At 74.8% G+C, this 16,031-nt stretch carries 11 protein-coding genes and 1 pseudogene; 8 read left to right on the top strand and 4 right to left on the bottom strand.

From position 1 onward, the window contains the following. The first annotated feature begins 18 nt into the window (after nt 1–18). Both ACIQFX_RS21860 and ACIQFX_RS21855 read left to right on the top strand, forming a co-directional pair. Nucleotides 19–1,044, top strand: coding sequence for an alpha/beta fold hydrolase (locus ACIQFX_RS21860; protein ID WP_402465817.1), 1,026 nt, complete (start codon nt 19–21; stop codon nt 1,042–1,044). After that, a complete protein-coding gene (locus ACIQFX_RS21855) occupies nt 1,041–2,492 on the top strand; it encodes a carboxylesterase/lipase family protein (RefSeq protein WP_402465814.1) in 1,452 nt (483 codons plus the stop codon). The genes ACIQFX_RS21860 and ACIQFX_RS21855 overlap by 4 nt, the downstream gene beginning before the upstream one ends. 86 nt (nt 2,493–2,578) lie before the next feature. Here the strand turns inward: ACIQFX_RS21855 and ACIQFX_RS21850 are convergent, their stop codons facing one another. Continuing rightward, a complete protein-coding gene (locus ACIQFX_RS21850; RefSeq protein WP_402465811.1) occupies nt 2,579–7,675 on the bottom strand; it encodes a caspase family protein in 5,097 nt (1,698 codons plus the stop codon). 47 nt (nt 7,676–7,722) lie between these two features. Beyond that, complete coding sequence (locus ACIQFX_RS21845) at nt 7,723–8,514, bottom strand: SGNH/GDSL hydrolase family protein (RefSeq protein ID WP_402465808.1); 792 nt, start codon at nt 8,512–8,514, stop codon at nt 7,723–7,725. 150 nt (nt 8,515–8,664) lie between these two features. Here ACIQFX_RS21845 and ACIQFX_RS21840 point away from each other — a divergent pair, with 150 nt between their 5' ends. Continuing rightward, a complete protein-coding gene (locus ACIQFX_RS21840; protein WP_402465805.1) occupies nt 8,665–9,066 on the top strand; it encodes a nuclear transport factor 2 family protein in 402 nt (133 codons plus the stop codon). Nucleotides 9,067–9,099: 33 nt separating this feature from the next. Here the strand turns inward: ACIQFX_RS21840 and ACIQFX_RS21835 are convergent, their stop codons facing one another. After that, nucleotides 9,100–10,557 (bottom strand): tannase/feruloyl esterase family alpha/beta hydrolase, encoded by a 1,458-nt coding sequence (locus ACIQFX_RS21835; protein ID WP_402465803.1) that lies wholly within the window; start codon nt 10,555–10,557, stop codon nt 9,100–9,102. 239 nt (nt 10,558–10,796) lie between these two features. On the opposite strand from ACIQFX_RS21835, the gene ACIQFX_RS21830 reads away from it, so the two are divergent. The 4 genes from ACIQFX_RS21830 to ACIQFX_RS21815 all read left to right on the top strand — a co-directional run bounded on the left by ACIQFX_RS21830 (nt 10,797) and on the right by ACIQFX_RS21815 (nt 13,646). Further along, nucleotides 10,797–11,885 carry a sensor histidine kinase gene (locus tag ACIQFX_RS21830; protein WP_402465801.1) on the top strand — a complete coding sequence of 363 codons (1,089 nt, stop codon included), beginning with the start codon at nt 10,797–10,799 and terminating at the stop codon, nt 11,883–11,885. Continuing rightward, the gene (locus ACIQFX_RS21825) at nt 11,882–12,529 is read left to right on the top strand and encodes a response regulator (RefSeq protein ID WP_402465798.1); all 648 of its coding nucleotides are present in this window, start codon (nt 11,882–11,884) and stop codon (nt 12,527–12,529) included. The genes ACIQFX_RS21830 and ACIQFX_RS21825 overlap by 4 nt, the downstream gene beginning before the upstream one ends. Before the next feature lie 86 nt (nt 12,530–12,615). Then, nucleotides 12,616–13,197: a DinB family protein gene (locus ACIQFX_RS21820; RefSeq protein ID WP_402465796.1), complete on the top strand. Its 582-nt coding sequence runs from the start codon at nt 12,616–12,618 to the stop codon at nt 13,195–13,197. Further along, nucleotides 13,176–13,646, top strand: coding sequence for a Rid family hydrolase (locus ACIQFX_RS21815; RefSeq protein WP_402465793.1), 471 nt, complete (start codon nt 13,176–13,178; stop codon nt 13,644–13,646). Before ACIQFX_RS21820 ends, ACIQFX_RS21815 begins: the two co-directional genes overlap by 22 nt. 121 nt (nt 13,647–13,767) lie before the next feature. Here ACIQFX_RS21815 and ACIQFX_RS21810 read toward each other — a convergent pair whose 3' ends face one another. Beyond that, entirely contained in the window at nt 13,768–15,210 is a 1,443-nt protein-coding gene (locus ACIQFX_RS21810; RefSeq protein WP_402465791.1) for an MFS transporter, read from the bottom strand. A 142-nt stretch (nt 15,211–15,352) separates the two neighbouring features. On the opposite strand from ACIQFX_RS21810, the pseudogene ACIQFX_RS21805 reads away from it, so the two are divergent. Next, nucleotides 15,353–15,942, top strand: a pseudogene (locus tag ACIQFX_RS21805) (helix-turn-helix domain-containing protein). The last annotated feature ends 89 nt before the right edge of the window (nt 15,943–16,031 follow it).

The following is a 16,031-nucleotide window of genomic DNA, read 5'->3' as shown; positions in this document are numbered from 1 at the left end:
ACCACAGGACCCGAGGACATGACCGCTCTCCGCACCCGCCGCGTCACCACCGGCCGACTGACCCAGCAGATCACCGAGACCCGGACCGACGGCGAACCCGTCGTCCTCGTCCACGGCAACGTCTCCTCCTCCGCGTTCTGGCACACCACCCTCACCGCCCTACCGGACACCTACCGCGGCGTCGCCGTCGACCTGCGCGGCTTCGGCGGCACCGACCCGCTGCCCGTCGACGCCACCCGCGGCCTGCGGGACTACGCCGACGACCTCGCCGAGCTGCTCACCGCCCTCGACATCGACCGGGCCCACCTGGTCGGCTGGTCCATGGGCGGCGGGGTGGTCACCCAGTTCCTGCGCGACCGCCCCGCCGCCGTCCGCTCCCTGACCCTCGTCAACCCCGTCTCCCCGTACGGCTTCGGCGGCACCCACGGAGCCGACGGCACCCTCAACTCCGAGGACGGCGCCGGATCCGGCGGCGGCACCGCCAACCCCGACTTCGTCAGGCTGCTCGCCGAGGGCGACCTCGGCGAGGACTCCCCGCTCTCCCCGCGCTCCGTCCTCGCGGCCTGCTACGTCAAGCCGCCGCTGCGCCCCGAGCACGAGGACGCGTACGTCGCCGCCATGCTCACCACCCGCCTCGGCGACGACCACTACCCCGGCGACAGCACGGAGTCCGCCGCCTGGCCGGGGATCGCGCCGGGCACCCGCGGCGTGCTCAACTGCCTCGCCCCGATCCACTTCCGCGTCGACGACCTGCACCTGATCGACCCGAAGCCGCCGGTCCTGTGGATCCGCGGCGAGGACGACGTCATCGTCTCCGACACCTCGATGTTCGACCTGGCGCACCTCGGCGCCCTCGGCGCCGTGCCGGGATGGGACGGCACCCCCGCGCAGCCGATGCTGGCGCAGACGCGCCACGTCCTCTCCCGCTACGCTGCGGCCGGCGGCACCGTGCGGGAGGTCGCCGTCGCCGGCGCCGGGCACGCCGTCCACATCGAACGCCCCGAGGAGTTCGGCAAGGCGCTCCTGGAGGTCCTGTCCGCATGACCGTGTGCCGCACCCGGCAGGGGGAGGTCCGCGGCCGGACCTCCCCCGACGGGGTGACCTCCTTCCTCGGCATCCCGTACGCCGCCCCGCCCTTCGGCGCCCTGCGGTTCAGGGCCCCCGCGCCGCCCGAGTCCTGGACGGGCGTACGCGATGCCACGGCGCACGGGCCGACGGCACCGCACGCCCCCTACGCTCCGCCCTTCGACGCCCTCATCCCGGAGCACGACATCCCGGGAGAGGACTGCCTGAACCTCGACGTCCGGACCCCGTCGCCGGGGCCGGGCGCCCGCCTCCCCGTGATGGTCTGGCTGCACGGAGGGGCGTTCACCAACGGCTCCGGCTCGGCGTCCGCGTACGACGGAAGCGCCTTCGCCCGGGACGGCGTCGTCTGCGTCACGCTCAACTACCGCCTGGGAGCCGACGGTTTCCTGCACCTCCCCGACCGCCCCGACAACCGGGGCCTGCTCGACCAGATCGCCGCGCTCCACTGGGTCCGGGACAACATCGCCTCCTTCGGCGGCGACCCGGACCGCGTGACGGTCTTCGGCGAATCGGCGGGCGCGATGAGCATCGGCACCCTGCTGACCACCGAGGCGGCCCGAGGCCTCTTCCACCGGGCCGTCCTGCAGAGCGGAGCCTGCCACCACTTCCTGCGCCCGCCGTCGGCCCGCCTGATCGCGGAACGCCTCGCGGAGAAACTCGGCATCAAGCCGACCCCGGACGCCTTCGAGGCCGTACCCGTGGCAGAACTCCTCCCGGCCCAGGCGGAGTTGCGCGCGGAGATCGGCGCGGACCCCGACCCGGCCCGGTGGGGCGAGGCGGTCCTCAACATGATGCCCTTCGAGCCCCTCCACCCCGGCCTCACCCTCCCGGGCCCGGACTGCGGCGTCGACCTCCTCGTCGGCAGCAACCGCGAGGAGTACCGCCTCTTCCTCGTCCCGACGGAGAGGCTCCACGCCTTCCCCGAATCCTCGCTCCGCGCCATGACCGCCGCCTACGGCCTCGACCCCGACGCTGCCCTCCCCGTCTACCGGGCCGCCCGCCCGGACGCCACCCCGGGCGAACTCCTCGACGCGGTGGCCACCGACTGGTTCTACCGCATCCCCGCCATCCGCCTCGCCGAAGCCGTCCCCGGCACCCACCTCTACGAATTCGCCTGGCGCTCCCCCCGCTTCGACGGCGAGCTCGGCGCCTGCCACGCCCTGGAACTGCCCTTCGTCTTCGACCGCCTCGACGACCCCTCGTACGCGCCGCTCCTCGGCGACCACCCGCCCCAGGCCCTCGCGGACGCCGTCCACGGCGCCTGGGTCTCCTTCGCGGAGACCGGCGACCCGGGCTGGCCGGCGTACGACACGGTGACCCGCGCGACGATGACCTTCACCGCCACCCCCACCACCGTCCCCGACCCCCGGGCACGGGAACGGCTCCTCTGGGAGGGCGTCCGCTGACCGGCCCGGCCCGGTCAGCCTCCTACGGAGCCGTACCGCAGGCGCGGGCCGGGCACAGGCTCACCACGGAGGCCCGGGGGTGCCGGTCATGCACGGTCCTCGCGCGTGTCCTCGGGCTCCGGTTCCAGCCCGAACAGCGCCGCGTACAGGCACAGCCGCTCCCGCACCCACGCGGGCGACTCCCCGACCGCCCGCGCCCGCGCGGCCACCTGCTCCCCGCTCACCGCCCCGCCGAGCGCGGGCAGCCTCCCGTCGAGCCGTTCGGAGAGGATCGCCAGATCCTGCCAGCGCGGTACGACGTCGGGCACCCCGGTGAGCGGCGGCGCTCCCCCTTCGAGGGCCAGGTAGGGCCAGATCCGCCGCCACGTGCGGTCGATCGGCTCACCGAGGCGGCCCGCGACGCTGACGAGGTCGAGCGGCACCAGGGGCGATCCGGCGGGGGAGACGCGGTGGTCGGGGTCGAGGGCCGCGAGGGCGTACGCGTCGGGCACCTCGGTGGGGAGTGCGGCGACGGCCTCGGCGTCCAGCGCGGGGACGAGCGCCCCGATGGCGCGCAGCGGTTCGAGCGCGGCGTACGCCTCCTGGACGCCCTGGTGGCGTTCGCGCGCGTAGACGGCGAGCTTCCTCGGGGTGAGCGGGTCCCATCGGGGGGTCTCGCACCACTCGGCGTCGTCATCGTCGTCGTCGATGCCGTAGGTGACCAGGGCGATCGTCTCGTCGCGGGAAGGGCGGAACTTCTTGAGTTCCCTGGGGAGTTCCGCCGCGACCAGGTCCGGCCCCAGCTTCAGGCGGTCCGCCTCGCGGCTCGCCGTCTTCCACAGGTACGACAGCTTCTCGCGGAGCTCCTGGCTCGCGGTGAACAGGACGGCCGACGTGGCGGGGACCGGGTAGTCCGCCGACTCCCAGGAGGGGTCGGCGCCGGAGAACGCGTACCTGCTGGGTGTCGGCAGTTGGTCCCAGGCGCACAGCAGGCGTGCGGCGTCCGGAAGCGACACGGCGGCGGAGCGCAGTTCGTCGAGGGTCCAGGAGAGCTCCTCCCAGCGGGTCGTGTGCGGCTTGACGTAGGCGAGGTCCCGGAGGGACACCCCGTGTTCGAGCCGGACGTCCACGTCGTGCAGCCAGCCCACGAGCGTCCCGGTCTCGGGTGACGGGACGACCGTCCGCCCCGCCGACCCCTTCGCGTACCGACGGCGGTGGACCAGGCCGAGTTCCCGCGCGTGGGCGGCGAGGATCCGCTCCGCCTTGTGCAGCGGTATCTCCCACTGCGCGGCGAGGTCCAGGGTGGCGGCCCACGGCAGCACCGTGCGCCCGTCGCCCTCGTCCACGACGTAGCGCCGCAGGAGGAGGAAGAGGTCGTACGGAACCGAGGCCCAGCGCTCCACGAGCACCGGATCGGGAACGGGGCGCAGCCAGCCGAAGCCGGCGACCGTCCGCATGGCCTCGCGCGTCGTGCGGCCCGCCCGCAGCGCCGCCGCCCGGAGGTCCCAGGGGGTGGTGGTGAGTCGCCATCTGCGCTCGCCGTGCGGGACGTAGAGCAGGGACAGTTCGTCCCGGGTGCACACGTGGTCGCGGTGGTGGTCGGGCACGGAGGGGACGGGCTCGGGCAGGAACGGAGCGTACTTGGCACACCTGTCGGCCAACTCGCCCAGCGACGTGTGGTGTTCGGCGGACACGCGGACGATCCCGCTGAGGTCGCGCGGCGGGTGCCGGTAGGAGATCTCGTCCTTCCCGCGGTCCTTCCCCGCGGTGACGCCCCCGAAGGTGACGCCGGTGTGTCCGTAACGGTTCTTCTCCGGGCCCAGGAGCCCGGCCACGACGTGCGAGTCCTCGTAGTCGGGCTTCCAGTCGAGGTCTCCGGCGCCGAAGACCGGTGGGGCGGCCAGCCGCGGATGGGCGACGCGCAGGGAGCGGGCCGCGCGCAGTACCTCGGAGACCTCGACCCCCTGGGTGCGGGCGACGACGACGGCGTTCCGCCAGTCCCCCTCGACGCCGTCGGCGATGTGCGACCAGCCCGGCTGGGGCACCGGATGGCCTTCGAGGGACAGGGGAGCCGCTTCTCGCTGCCCGCCGAGCCGATGCCCGAGGGCGGCGGTCCGCCACGGCCGGACGGCGTCGTGGAGCCGGCCCTCCTTGCCGTAAACCCTCGACCGTCCGTTGACGTGGGTGTCCAGCCTGAACCAGCCGACGTCGTCGAGGTCGACCGTGCGGCCCTGGCCGGACGCGACCCGCACGCCCTTGCCCCGCCACTCCTGCCACAGGATCCGGGCGGCGGCGGGGTTGCGCCTCTCCATGGACCAGAGCCAGCCGAGGGTCAGCGCGGGCCACTCGGCCAGCGCGCGCGCACCCAGACGGAACTGCTCGTGCGCCCACCGGATGTCGAAGTCCTCCAACTTGTTGCGGTTGACGCTGAGTCTGCCCCGGTGCTCGCCCGACAGATTGAGGACGTGGCCGACCGCGCCCTGGTCGGTGACGATGCCGTCGCACACGACCGCCCCGCTGCCCTCGACCCACCACAGGGTCCCGGGCACCGCCTCGACGGCGGAGTCGGCCGCGATCGTGAACTTCCCCTCGCCCGCCTGCAGGACGCCAGCCGGCCAGGTCGCCCCCCGGCCGTCCTCGTCCCGCACGTCCAGCGTGAACTCGCTGACCAGGACGTGCGAACGCAGGGCGGACAGGCAGGAGTCGCCGGTCAGGTGGCGGTCGTTGCGCAGGTAGAGGCGGACGCGGGTGCCGCCGTCCGGGAGGTCCGTGGGACCCCGCTCGTCGACCTCCCGCACCCGGAACAGGCTGCCGCTCACCGGGATCTCGACGCGCAGCGCCTTCTCGGCGGGCCTGCCGTCGGGGCCGACCGGACGGGTGACGATCGCCATCTCGTCGGCCAGCATGAAGTAGCTGAACACGCCGATCCCGAAACGGCTGTTGGGGTACAGGCGCAGGGTCCTGTCCCGGCGCAGCCAGGCCGCCTGTTCGCGGCGGAACGCCTGGGACTGGTCGAAGCGCCGCCCGCCCTGGGTGAAGGTGCTCCTGAGCTGGCCCTCGGTCATGCCGACGCCGTTGTCGAGGCACTCGACGTAGCGGCGGCCGTGCTCGTCCCGGCCGGTGCGGAGGGCGATGCCGCCCGCCCAGGGGCGGGGCGCCTTGCCGCAGCTCCGCAGGTAGCGGACGCGCATGTCGCGGTAGCGGCAGGCGTCCAGGGCGTTCTGGTACAGCTCCCGCAGGGCGAGCGCGGGCTTCCCGTCGTACAGCTCCTCGCCCATGAGGAGGCGCCGGATCTCCGTCTGGGCCAGGGAGAACCGCGTGAGGGGGACGTCGTACGCGTCGAGGCCGTTCTGCTCGGCGGGCCTCAGGCGGTGGACCGTGAGGCGGGCGGGCAGCCCGCCGAGCAGGGCGCCCTCGTCGGTGGGGAGCCGCTTGGCCGACTCGGCGAGCGCGTGGACGAGTTCGTCGGCGTCCTCGACGGCGGAGGTGAGCGCCGCGTGGAGCGCGGGGTGCGGGCAGACGGCGTCCAGGTGCAGGTACGCGGGTGCCTCGCCGGTCCGGTCGAGTTCCCACACGGCGTCGCGGAGCACGGTGATCAGCTCGTCCGGCACCACCGGGTCGGAGACCGCGAGGTGCTCGGCGACGACCTCCGGCATCCGCCGCGCGTCGAAGGAGAGCAGTCCCGCCAGCCGGAGCAGCGCCGCGAGCGGGCGGGTCCGCAGGCGCTGCGGGGTCTTCCGTACGACGTGGCGCTCGGGGAGCGTGTTCCGCCGGCCGTCGGACGCGTCGCCGAGGGCGAGTCCCGCGGCGACGGTCCGCAGGGCGGCGGAGAGCTGGGCCGCCCGGCCGGTGGTCGCCGGGCTCCGGGCACCCGCCGGGGGGACCGTCCCGTCGAGCAGCCGGGCCGTGAAGTCGGCGCACCACACCTCGGGCACGGGCTCCTCGTCGGTGGCGAAGCGTTCGGCGATCCACCGGTGGGTCAGCCACAGCGCGACGGCGTGGCGGCCGTCCGACGGGTCGGCGTCCCACCAGTACCAGTCCACGAGCTTGTCGGTGATCTGGGGATGGTGCTCGGTGATCTGCTCGTAGTGCCGCCGCAGGTCGCCGGCGTCCGGGCGGCGCCGCACCGACCGCGGACGGACCTCGGCGGCCTGGCTCAGCCGGTCGGCCCAGGCCGCCTCGTGCAGCAGGACACCGGCGACCAGGGCCGTGACCTCGAGGGCGGAAAGACCGGCGTCCTTGGGCAGCAGCATCGGGAGGACGTCGCGCAGCAGCCGTACGGGGAACTCGTCGTCGGCCCACGGGTCGTCGAGCCGCCGCCGCGCGTGGTGCACGTGCCGGGCGACGTCGGCCGCGAGGAGGGTCAGGCAGTCCTGGAAGCCGGCGACGGCCTCGTCGTCGCCCGTCGCCACGCGGTCCCAGAGCGCCGGCGTCCGCACGGCCTCCTGCCACTCCTCGAGGAGGCGCCTGCCCCGGGCGACCTCGCGCGCCCTGGTCTCGGCCTCCCGGTCGGCGCCGTAGTGGACCTGGACCCGCTGCGTCCCCGTTCCCGCGCGTCGGGCCAGGGCCAAGGTCTCCCGCCGGGCCGCCTCGTACACCTCCTGCACCGTGGTCGCCTCGGTCAGCGGGTCGAAGGCCCGTGCGAGGGAGAGCGAGAAGAAGCTGCCCGACTCCGAGCAGCCGCCCCGCTCGCCGGGCCCGCAGCCGGTGAGCACGGCGAAGCCGGAGCGGGGCGGACCCGTGAGGATGCGGCTTCCGAACGCGGCGCCCGCCGCGTCCTCGGCCGACCGGCACGCGTCGACGAGCCACAGGACGGTGTGGGCGGCGCAGTCGACGAGGTACCGGCTGATGTCGGCTTCCAGGAGGGACTCGCGGACGTGCGGCTGGTCCCAACCGCCCCCGGCCGCGCCGGTTCCGGTGGCGGCCCGCGCGTCGGCGGGCACCAGGTAGTCGGTGTCCCCGACGCGTATCCCGTGCCCGGTGAAGTGGAGGAGCAGGGTGCTCCCGGCGGGTGCGGCGGCGGACAGCGCGGTGATCCGCTCGGTGATCTCGTTGCGCGTCGGGTCGCGCAGCGTCTCGACGGCGTAGCCGCTTCCCCGCAAGGCGGCTCCCATCGCCGCGAGGTCGGCGTCGACGGCGGCCCCGAGGGGCGGGAGGTGCCGGGCGACACCGGGGTTGTCGCCGACACCGATCAAGAGCGCCACACGGCTCGCGTCCGCCACCACCGACCCCCTCGGTTCCCCTCCGAAGATCACATGATGGCATCCGGGGCGAGCGGAACGAGTGCGGGGCGTTTGGCGGTGCGGTCGTCCCCGGACGAGCGGCCGCGCAGCCGCCGGCCGAGCCACGGGCCGAGGAACTCGGCGGCCCAGCGCAGCTCGCGGGCCACGCCGTTGGTGCCGTGGCCGGGCGGCGCGGGCAGCGGGCGGGTCCAGGCGTCGTCGCTGCCGGGCAGCGCGAGCGCCTGGGCGACGGCGGCGGCGATGCGCTCGTGCCCGAGGGGGCCGGTGTGCAGCCGGTCCGCGCTCCACAGGCGGAGGTCGCTCGCGGCCTCGTGGTCGCCGATCTCCGCCACCACCACGCCGTGCCGCCGCGCGGCCGTGCGGATGCGGTCGTTGAGGGCGACGAGGCGGTGGCGGACGGGCCGGGCCAGCGGGATGACGCGGGTGACGTCCGGGAAGGTGAGGGTGGCGACGAGCGCTCCCCCGGCGGTCAGCGCGGCGAACATCGCCTCCAGGTGGCCGACGGTCTCGTCGGCGTCGAAGCGGGGCCGCAGAAGGTCGTTGACCCCGGCCACCACGGTCGCCAGGTCGGGCCGCATCGCGAGCGCCGGTGCGAGCTGCTCGGCGTGGACCTGTCCGGCGACGCGGCCCCGGACGGCGAGGTTGGCGTAGCGCAGTTCGGGGTTGTCCCGTGCGAGCTGCTCGGCGAGGCGGTCGGCCCAGCCGCGCAGCCCCGTGGTGTCGTCGCCGTCGCCGACGCCTTCGGTCTGGCTGTCGCCGAGAGCCACGAACCGCGAGAAGCGAACCGGTGTGGCGGTCATGGGCAGGGCCTCTCTCCGGGGGCGGTGCGTGCCGGCCCGTCCCGGCTTTCGCATCGTTGATTAGTCGCGAAAGCGAGTATAGACACCTGGCCGCGACCCTCGTAATCTCCGATGCACCTATTCAACAAGTTGCCTAGAGGTGGTCGTCCCGTGCATCCCTTCCGCGAGGCCGTAGAGAACCGCGACGAGGCCGCGATCGAGGCGCTCCTCGCCGAGAACGTCGTCTTCACCAGCCCCGTCGCCTTCAAGCCCTACCCGGGCAAGGCCATCACCGCGGCGATCCTGCGCGGTGTGATGCGCGTCTTCGAGGACTTCGCCTACGAACGCGAGATCGCCGACCCCGCCGGCCGCGACCACGCCCTCGTCTTCACGGCCACCGTCGGCGGCAAGCGCATCCAGGGCTGCGACTTCCTCCACTTCGACGAGGAGGGCAGGATCGACGACTTCACCGTCATGGTCCGGCCGCTCTCCGCCGCCCAGGCGCTCGCCGAGGCCATGGGGGCCCAGTTCGACCGCATCGCCCGCGAGGCCGCGGACGCCGCCGGGGCGTGACCGCCGCGCCACGCGACGCGGCGGCCCTGCCCCTCAGCGGGTGGAGCCGGTCCGTTCGTCCCGGCCGGTGGTGACGGCCGCTCCGGTTCGACGGGCGGTGGCGGCCGCGTCGCCTCGACGGACGGCGGCGGGCGTTTCGGCGCGGCCGTCCGGTCGGCCGGGCGAGCCGGGGCGCCGCGTCCAGTCCTCCAGTTCGCTCAGGGCGGCGGTGAAGTCGTCGAGCATCGGCCGCAGGTGGTCCGCGTCGAGCGGGACGAGACCGTCGGTGTGGGCGCCGCCCGGCACCGTGCGGTAGCGGTGCAGCGCGGCGCGGCCCGCGTCGGCGACCGTGCGGTGGTAGGCGTCGCCGAACGCGGCCGGCGGGGTGAGGGCGTCGAGGCTCCCCTGGACGCTGACGAGCGGGCGGCGGATGTTCCCGGTGAGGGAGACCCGTGCCACGGCCTCGTGCACCGCCCGCGGGCGGGACGCGAAGTCGTAGTCCGTGTCGCAGCCGGCCCCGGTGCCCGCGGGGCAGAACGGGGTGCCGGCCCGACCGGCGCCGTCGTAGTCGGGGTCGAGCTCCTCGCGCACCACCCGCTGCAGGAGGTCCCACTGGCGGGCGTGGTGCCAGCCCCACTGCGGCTCGGAGCCCTCGGGGTAGCCGGCGGCGTGCAGCTCGGCCTCGGCCGTGCGGTCGCCCCGCTCGTGACGGGGGTACGCGCGCAGCGCCGGCGGCAGGGTGGCGAGCAGCCCGCCCCGGGGCGTGAAGGTGAGGGCGTTCCAGTCGAGTCCGCCGGTGTACAGGTCCGGCCGGTGTTCGAGCTGCCAGCGGACGAGGTAGCCGCCCGCGGACAGGCCGGCGGCGTAGGTGGAGCGCGGGGCGCGGCCGTAGTGCCGACCGGCCACCGCCTGGGCGGCGACGGTGAGTTGGGTGACCCTGCGGTGCCATTCGAGGATCGCGTCCCCGGGGCGCTCGCCGTCCTCGTAGATCTCCGCTCCCGTGTTCCCCTTGTCGGTGGCGGCGTACGCGTACCCCCTCGCGAGGACCTGGTCGCTGATGATCCGGTCGTTGGCGTACTGCTCGCGCAGCCCCGGCGGGCCCGCGACGACCAGCCCGCCGTTCCAGCGGTCGGGCAGCCGGATGACGAACTGGCTGTCGTGCCGCCAGCCGTGGTTCGTGTTGGTCGTGGACGAGTCGGGGAAGTAGCCGTCGACCTGCACGCCCGGCACCCCGGACGGGGTCGTCGTGCCGGGGGCCTCCAGGCCCGCCCAGTCCGCCGGATCGGTGTGCCCGGTGAGCCGGGTGCCCGTCGTGGTCAGGTCGGCGAGGCGGGCGGAGACGGAGTGCTCGGCGCCGGGGACGCGTACCCCGGCGGGTCCGGTCGGACCGGCCGCCGGGGCGGACGGGCCTGCGGCGGGCTGGGGCGCGGCGGCGGCCGGAACGGCCAGGGCGGTGGCCGTCAGGAGCGCGGCGACGGTCAGGGTGGGAAGGCGTGGGGAGCGACTGCGCATGGGACCTCGTCTCGTGGTGTGCCGACCCCGAGGAATCTCGCGGTATGCCGACCCGAGGAATCTAGGAACCGCAGGTCACCGCCGGTAAGTACGGAACGGCAGGGGTGACCGTACCCGAAAGGCACATGACCATCGGTCACTTTCCCTTTCGGGTAAGCGCCTTCGTGCCGACGTCCCCGTCCCGTCCGCGTACGCTGCGGGAGCCGTGCGTCCGCGCGGGAGCCCCCGGAGGAGGCCCGATGCCACGCCCTGTGCCCTGGATACCCGCGGTCCTGTACGGGGCCGTGCTGGCCGGCGGCGTCTACCACGCCCTGATGATCGGACCGGGCTTCGGACTCCGCACCGCGGCGTTCGCCGCGCTCCTGTGCACCCTGGCCGCGCTGGACGGGCGGGCGTGGCGGATCCCCGCGGGAGCCGTGTTCGCCCTCAGGGTCGTCCTGCTCGGCGCGGTGGCCGCCCTCGACACCTCGGGACTTTCGCGGGTGCTCTTCGTCCTGGTGCCGTTCCTGGGGTTCCTCGCGTTCGGGCCGGCCGTGGGGATGTGGCTCGGCGCGGGCTGCGTGGCGCTGCTCGCGGGCGCGTTCACCGCACGGGTACCGGACTGGGAGGTGCGCGCCGAGTACATCGCCGACCTGCTGATGTTCTCCCTCGGGGTCGTCCTCGCGCTGGCCACGGCGGCGGTGGCCGTACGGGAACAGCGGGCGCGGGGCCGGCTCGAAGGGACCCTCGCACAGGTGGCGCAGCTGTCGGCGGCCCGGGAGCGCAACCGTCTCGCGCGCGAGATCCACGACAGCCTCGGGCACCATCTCACCGCGATCGGCATCCAGTTGGAGAAGGCCGAGGCGTTCGCCTCGCTCGACCCGGAGGGCTCGGCCCGGGCCGTCGCGCACGCCCGCTGGTCCGCGGGCCGGGCCCTGGACGAGGTACGGGCCTCCGTGCGCACCCTGGGCCCCGAGTCCGAAGCGGAACCGGTGGGCCTCTCCCGTACGCTGGCCGACCTCGTCCACCACCTCGACGGCGGCGCCCACCGCATCTCCCTCGACGTGTCGGGCACCGAGCGGCGGCCGCTCCTCGTCCTGTACCGGGCCGCGCAGGAGGGCCTCACCAACGCCTGCCGGCACTCCGGCGCGAGCGCGATCGACGTCACGGTCCGCTACGACGACGACGGCGCGCGTCTGTGCGTCACGGACAACGGCCGCGGCCTCGGCGGGGCCGAGGAGGGCTTCGGCCTGGCCGGACTGCGCGAGCGGGTCCGGCTCGCCGACGGGACGGTGGACCTGCGCAGTTCGGACCGGGGCACCGTCCTCACGGTGGGGGTGCCGTGGTGACCGGGGCCGGGACCGGGGGAGCGGAGGCGGCGGACGTGCGGGTCCTCGTCGTCGACGACCAGGACCTCGTGCGCGAGGGCATCGCCGCGCTCCTCGGCATCCAGCCCGGCATCGCCGTGGTGGGGAGCGCGCGGGACGGCGCCGAGGCCGCGGAGGAGGCCGAGCGCTGCCGCCCCGACGTCGTGCTCATGGACATCCGGATGCCCGGCACGGACGGCGTGGCCGCCACGGCCCTGCTCCGCCGCCGACTCCCGGCCTGCCGGATCGTGATGCTGACGACCTTCGACGACGACGAGTACGTCGGCCGGGCCCTGAAGGCGGGCGCGGTCGGCTACCTCCTGAAGAACCTGCCCGCGGCCCGGCTCGCCGAGGCCGTCCGGCTGGCGCACGCCGGCGTCGCCCAGTTCGACCAGGCGGTCCTCGCCGCCCTCGCGGCCGGCGGCCCCGGCCCCGACCCGCTGACGCCCCGCGAGACGGAAGTGCTCCGCCTCATCTCCGCCGGCGCGACGAACAAGGAGATCGCCGCCCGGCTCTACCTCAGCGAAGGCACCGTCAAGAACCACATCTCCCGCGTCCTGAGCCGCCTCGGCCTGCGCGACCGGACCCAAGCCGCCCTCTACGCCCGGGACAACGGGCTGATCTGACCGGCCCCTCCACCCTTGCGAAAGATGATGAAAGAAATTGCAGAAAAGGGTTGACCGCCGCTTCGCCCGAACGAGAGGGTCGCCCCATGCCCGCACACGTACCGCCGGTCGCCGACGAACGCGACGGCCTCCTCGCCTACCTCACCCAGCAGCGCCAGGCCCTGCGCGCGACCGCGCACGGCCTGACGGACGATCAGGCCAGGGCGACGCCCACCGCGAGCGAACTCAGCATCGGCGGGCTGATCAAGCACGCGGCCCGCTGCGAGGCCGGCTGGACCGACCTCATCCTCCAGCGCCGGCGGGGTCCGCAGCGCGCGGCGGACGAGAGCGACGCCGACGAGTTCCGCCTCGCCCCGGACGAGACCCTGGCGGACGTGCTCGACCAGTACGAAGCCGCGGTCCGCGACACGGACGAGGTCGTCGCCGGCATCGCCGACCTCGGCCGACCCGTCCCCGTCCCGCAGGGCCTGCCCTGGTTCCCCGCCGACGTGCCCGCCTGGTCGGTCCGCTGGGTGCTGCTCCACCTCATCGAGGAGACCGCCCGCCACGGCGGCCACGCCGACATCATCCGCGAGAGCATCGACGGCGCCACCCTGTTCCCCCTGCTGGCGGCCGCCGAGCGGTGGCCGGACCCGTGGTTCCAGCCGTGGCAGGCGCCGACCGGCTGAGGGGGTGGCTACGGCCGCGCGTGCGGCGGGGCTTCGCCGAGCGTCGACAGGAGGCCGGCGACGAGCGGGTTCCCGTCGTCGAGGCGCCGGGCGACGGCGACACGCGTGCGCGGGGCGCCGGGCCCGATCCGGCGGAAGGCCACGCCCCTGAGGCGGACGCGGCGGATGCCCTCCGGTGCCAGGGACACCCCCAGGCCGGTCTCCACCAGGCCGAGCAGGTCCTCCGCACCATCGACACGGCCCTCGCCCAGGCCGGGCGCACCTTCGCCGACGTCGTCCGCGTGCGCTACCTGCTGCCCGACCGGGCCGACTTCGAGCCCTGCCGGCCGGTCCTCCGCCGCGCCTTCGGCGAGGTCAGGCCGGCCGGCACCATGCTCGTGTGCGGCCTCGCCGACCCCCGTATGAAGATCGAGACCGAGGTGGACGCACGACGGGCCGCCACGGCCTGAGGGAAGGCGGCCGTACTCCCGGGCAAGGCGCAAGGGCCGTCACCGCAAGGCTTCCACGAGCCGCCTGCTTCCATGCGGCGCTCACTTTCACGTGGCGCTCACTTTCACGTGGCGCTCACTTTCACGTGGCGCCCGCTTCGACGCGGCGCCTGCTTCGACTCGGCCTCGGCTTCGCCGCGGCCCGGGGCCCCGCGGCGCGCGCCACGACGAGCAGGAACAGGCCGCAGGCCGACACGAGCAGCCAGCCCGGACGGCTCGCGGCGGCCAGGCCGGCGGGCCCGCTGCCCGCGACGAGACCGCCGGCCACGGCGATGCCGACCGCCGCCCCGACCTGGCGCGCCGTGGACGTGATCGCGCCCGCCACCCCGGCCCGCGACGACGGGAGGCCGCTCACCGCGGTGTGGGTCAGCGGGGCGTTCGCGAAGCCGAAGCCGATGCCGATCAGCAGCAGGGCGCACAGGAGCAGCGGCACGGCGGTGTCCCCGTCGAGGCCCACCAGGCACAGGCCGACCGCCGTGACGAAGGCACCCGCGAGGACCAGTGGACGCCGGGGCCCGAGTCGGCCGACCAGGCTGCCGGCCCACGGCGCGCACACGGTCGCGCCGAGCGCCATGGGCAGCGTCGCGGCGCCCGTCGCGAGCGGCGTCCAGCCCCGCGCGTGCTGGAGGTAGAGGGTGTCGAGCAGCAGGGTCGCGTTCAGCGCGACGAACACCGCCGCCGCGCCGAGCACCGCCGCGGCGAACGACGGCCGCCGGAACAGACCCAGGTCCATCAGGGGTTCGCCGTGCCGCAGTTCGGCCTGGACGAAGCCGGCCGCGGCCGCCGCGGTCAGCACGTAACCACCGAGGGCCACGGGCGACGTCCAGCCGATCCGGGGGCCTTCGATGAGCAGCCCGACGGTGAGGCAGAGCAACGCCGTCAGAAGCACCTGGCCGGGAAGATCCAGGCGACGGGCGCGCTCACCGCGCGACTCCGGCACGAAGACGGCGACCAGGACCAGCGCCGCCACCACGACCGGCGCGTTGATCCAGAACACCGAGCGCCAGCCGAACGAGGCGATCAGCGCCCCACCGGCGACCGGACCCGCCGCCATGCTCAGCCCGAAGACCGACGCCCACACCCCGATCGCCCGGGCCCGCTCCCTCGGATCGGGCATCGCGTTCACCACGATCGCCAGCGCCACCGGACTCAGCATCGACGCCCCGACCCCCTGCACCGCCCGGGCGGCGACGAGGACGCCCAGGCACGGGGCCGCGGCACACGCGAGGGACGCCAGGCCGAAGACGAGCAGGCCGCACCGGAACACCCGGCGGCGCCCGAAGCGGTCCGCGAGGGCCCCCGACACGATGAGCAGGCCGGCCATCACGACGGTGTACGCGTCGACGACCCATGCGAGACCCCGGGTGCCCACGTCGAGACCCCGCCCGATCTCGGGCAGCCCCACGTTGACGATGGTGGTGTCCACCCCCACCAGGAACATGCTGAGCGCGCAGACCGCCAGCACCGTCCAGCGTCTGCGCGCGCTCAGCCGGGCGGGTGGAGCGGCCAGGGACGTGGTGAGCACGAGAGCTCCCCCTTCGACGGGATCCCTACGACGGGACCGGACGCCGCCCAGGTTCGGACCGGGGAGGCACCGACGACCAGGAACTTTGCGAAGACCGCAAAACGGCCGCGCCGCCCCCGGACCCCGACCGCACAATGCCCCCGTGGACGCCGAACTCGCCGCACTCATCGACAGCATCGGACCACGCCTCCGCGCCCTGCGGCGCGACCGCGGCCTCACCCTCGAAACCCTCGCGGCGGACACCGGCATCTCCGTCAGCACCATGTCCCGCCTCGAATCCGGCCTCCGGCGACCGACCCTCGACCTCCTCATCCCCCTCGCCCGCGCCCACCGCGTCGCCCTCGACCGGCTCGTGGCCGCCCCCGCCACCGGCGACCCCCGTGTCCACCTCACCCCCCCCGCAGCCGCGCACCCGGCAGCGTCCTCGTCCCCCTCACCCAGTACCCCGGCCGCGTCCAGGTCTTCAAACAGGTCCTCGCCCACCGCGCACCGCGACTCGTCACCCACTCCGGCTACGAATGGCTCTACGTCCTCGCCGGCGACCTCCGCCTGGTCCTCGGCGAACGCGACGTCGCCCTCCGCCCCGGCGAAGTCGCCGAGTTCGACACCACCGAACCCCACTGGTTCGGCCCCGCCGGCCCCGAACCCGTCGAGATCCTCCACCTCTTCGGCCCCCACGGCGACCAGGCCGTCGTCCGCACCGCCCCCGACGACGAGCGCTCGGCCGGGTGACCGCGTCGGTCGTCCGGCGCAGCCCGGGCGGCCGCGCCCCCTGGAACGGCAGGCAGGCCCGAGGGCCCCGGACCCGGCCGGCTCCCGTT

It is taken from the genome of Streptomyces sp. NPDC093089 (genome assembly GCF_044754405.1).
GTDB lineage: Bacteria > Actinomycetota > Actinomycetes > Streptomycetales > Streptomycetaceae > Streptomyces.
Note: the sequence above shows the minus strand (reverse complement) of the source record. Positions and strands in the feature narration are given on the sequence as shown.

What these genes read in the sequence shown, in the direction of transcription:
- ACIQFX_RS21860 (WP_402465817.1), top strand. Translation starts at nt 19, where the DNA reads ATGACCGCTCTCCGCACCCGCCGCGTCACCACCGGCCGACTGACCCAG.
- ACIQFX_RS21855 (WP_402465814.1), top strand. Translation starts at nt 1,041, where the DNA reads ATGACCGTGTGCCGCACCCGGCAGGGGGAGGTCCGCGGCCGGACCTCC.
- ACIQFX_RS21845 (WP_402465808.1), bottom strand. Translation starts at nt 8,514, where the DNA reads ATGACCGCCACACCGGTTCGCTTCTCGCGGTTCGTGGCTCTCGGCGAC.
- ACIQFX_RS21835 (WP_402465803.1), bottom strand. Translation starts at nt 10,557, where the DNA reads ATGCGCAGTCGCTCCCCACGCCTTCCCACCCTGACCGTCGCCGCGCTC.
- ACIQFX_RS21830 (WP_402465801.1), top strand. Translation starts at nt 10,797, where the DNA reads ATGCCACGCCCTGTGCCCTGGATACCCGCGGTCCTGTACGGGGCCGTG.
- ACIQFX_RS21820 (WP_402465796.1), top strand. Translation starts at nt 12,616, where the DNA reads ATGCCCGCACACGTACCGCCGGTCGCCGACGAACGCGACGGCCTCCTC.